The organism is Streptomyces hainanensis (assembly GCF_004348415.1).
Classification (GTDB): domain Bacteria; phylum Actinomycetota; class Actinomycetes; order Streptomycetales; family Streptomycetaceae; genus Streptomyces; species Streptomyces hainanensis.
In genome coordinates, this window is the sequence record NZ_SMKI01000725.1 from 1 (window position 1) to 2481 (window position 2481).

Here is a 2481-nt window from a genome sequence, read left to right on the forward strand (position 1 = left end):
GGGTGGACGGGGCGGGAGAGTGAATGGGTGACGCAGTCGCAGCTCGGTTCGCCGTTCGCCAACGCGGGACGGCCACAGATCAAGCAGTCGAACTGGTCGGTCACCGCGCCCCCTCCCCGGTTTCGATTGGCAGCGATTATGCCCCACCACCCCCACTGACGGGGCTCGGTCACTCAAGAAGCCGGACACGGCAAACGCGGACAAAATAACGAGGGAAAGCGCATACGCCTGGCCGAAAAGTGATCATCAAGGCCGGGAATCGCCTCCCGGGAGGAGCCGCCCATGCCGCCTCGACCGGCGCCGGCGGCCCCCGCCGCCGGAACCGCGTCCGACGCGCACTCGTCCGGCGCGCTGTGGCTGTCGCTCGGAGCGTTGCTGCTCGGGCTGTTCCTGGCGGCACTCGACCAGACGATCGTCTCCACCGCACTGCCCACGATCGTCAGCGATCTCGGCGGGCTCGAACATCTGTCCTGGGTCGTCACGGCCTATCTGTTGGCGTCCACGGCGGGCACGCCGCTCTGGGGAAAGCTGGGCGACCAGTACGGCCGAAAAAAGCTGTTCCAGACCGCGATTGTTATCTTTCTGATCGGTTCTGCGCTCTGCGGTATCGCCCAGAACATGGTGGAACTGATCGGTTTCCGCTTTCTCCAGGGTCTCGGCGGCGGCGGACTGATCGTGCTGTCCATGGCGATCGTCGGCGACCTCGTCCCACCACGCGAACGCGGGCGCTACCAGGGCCTGTTCGGCGCGGCCTTCGGCGCCACCAGCGTGCTCGGACCGCTGCTCGGCGGCTTCTTCGTGGACAACCTCAGCTGGCGCTGGGTCTTCTACATCAACCTGCCGGTCGGCGTCTTCGCGCTGATCGTGATCGCGACGGTGCTGCACATCCCGGTGCACCGGGTGCCGCACGTCATCGACTACGCGGGCACCGCGCTGATCGCCGCGGTCGCCGGCGGCCTGGTGATCATCGCCTCGCTCGGCGGCACCACCTGGGCCTGGGGCTCCTGGCAGATCGTGCTGCTCGCGGTGGCCTCGGCCTGCGGCCTGGTCGGCTTCGTCGCGGTCGAGCGGCGGGCGGCGGAACCCGTGCTGCCGCTCGAACTCTTCACCATCCGCACCTTCACGCTCTGCTCCGGCATCGCCTTCGTCATCGGCTTCGCCATGTTCGGCGCGATGACCTACCTGCCGACCTTCCTCCAGGTGGTGCGCGGCGTCTCCCCCACCCTCTCCGGCGTCCACCTCCTGCCCATGGTGCTCGGCCTGCTGCTGACGTCCACTCTTTCCGGACAGCTGATCAGCCGCACGGGGCGCTGGAAGCTCTACCCGGTGCTTGGCACCGCCGTCACTGCCCTCGGCCTGGCGCTGCTCCACCTGCTCACCCGGCAGACGAGCGACGTGGTGATGAGCGTGGTCTTCGCGATCTTCGGGATGGGCATCGGCCTGGTGCTCCAGGTGCTGGTGCTCGCGGTGCAGAACGCCGTCGACTACCGCGACCTGGGCGTGGCCACCTCGGGCGTCACGTTCTTCCGCTCCATCGGCGCGGCCTTCGGCGTGGCCATCTTCGGCACCATCTTCACCGGCCGGCTGCGGCACGGACTCACGGACGCGCTGCACGGCGTCCCGCTGCCGCCCGGCGTCACCGTCGAGTCGCTCCTCCACGACCCGCGCGGCATCGGCGCGCTGCCGGCGGCCACCAGGGGGCGGGCTCTCGACTCCTACGCGGACGCGATCACCGACGTCTTCCTCTGGGCGCTGCCGGTTCTCGGCGTCGCCCATCTGCTGGCCTGGTCGCTGCGCGAGGACCGGCTGCGGGGCAGCGTGCGGGCACCGGACGCGAGCGAGACGGTGCCGCCCAACCCGGTGGAGCGCTCCTCGCACGACGAGTGCGCGCGGGCGCTCTCGCTGCTCGGCACCCGCGCCGGGCGCCGCGACCTCTACGCGCGGATCGCGGAGCGGGCCGGCGTCGACCTGCCGCCGGCGGCCTGCTGGCTGCTGCTGCGGATCCACCAGGACGGCGCGGCCCAGCCGGCGCTGCTCGCGGAGCACGTCGCGCTGCCGATGAGGGTGGTGACCCCGGCCGTCGAGGAGCTGAAGGACCGGGGCCTGGTCCTGCGCGACGGACCGACGCTGCGCGCCACGGAGCGCGGGCGCGAGCTGACCGAACGCCTCGTGCGCGGCCGCGAGGAGGAGTTGGCCGCGCTGCTCGGCGACTGGTGGGGCCCCGACCGGCCGCGTGACCTGACGGAGCTGGTGCGGGAACTGGGCGCGGAGCTCGGCGCCGCCGCGCGGCCCACGGAACGGGAGTGATCCGGCGGCCGTCCGGCGGCCGTCCGGCAGTCGTCCGGCAGTCGTCCGGCGACGGAACGCGGAGCGAAGAATCCGGCGGGGAACCGGGAGGGGGGTGGCGCGATGCCGCCCTCGTTTTGTACCGTGGTCGAACAAAGTGGTTCCGCCCGCTTCCCCGACCACCCGGGCGGAGCC

The 2481-nt window shown here is 71.2% G+C and carries 1 protein-coding gene; it reads left to right on the forward strand.

Annotated features, from left to right (window positions below):
* The first annotated feature begins 282 nt into the window (after nucleotides 1–282).
* Complete coding sequence (locus E1283_RS35230; protein ID WP_132822237.1) at nucleotides 283–2307, forward strand: MFS transporter; 2025 nt, start codon at nucleotides 283–285, stop codon at nucleotides 2305–2307.
* Nucleotides 2308–2481: the final 174 nt, after the last annotated feature.

Coding starts and splice junctions, on each gene's coding strand:
- E1283_RS35230 (WP_132822237.1), top strand. CDS start 283: ATGCCGCCTCGACCGGCGCCGGCGGCCCCCGCCGCCGGAACCGCGTCC.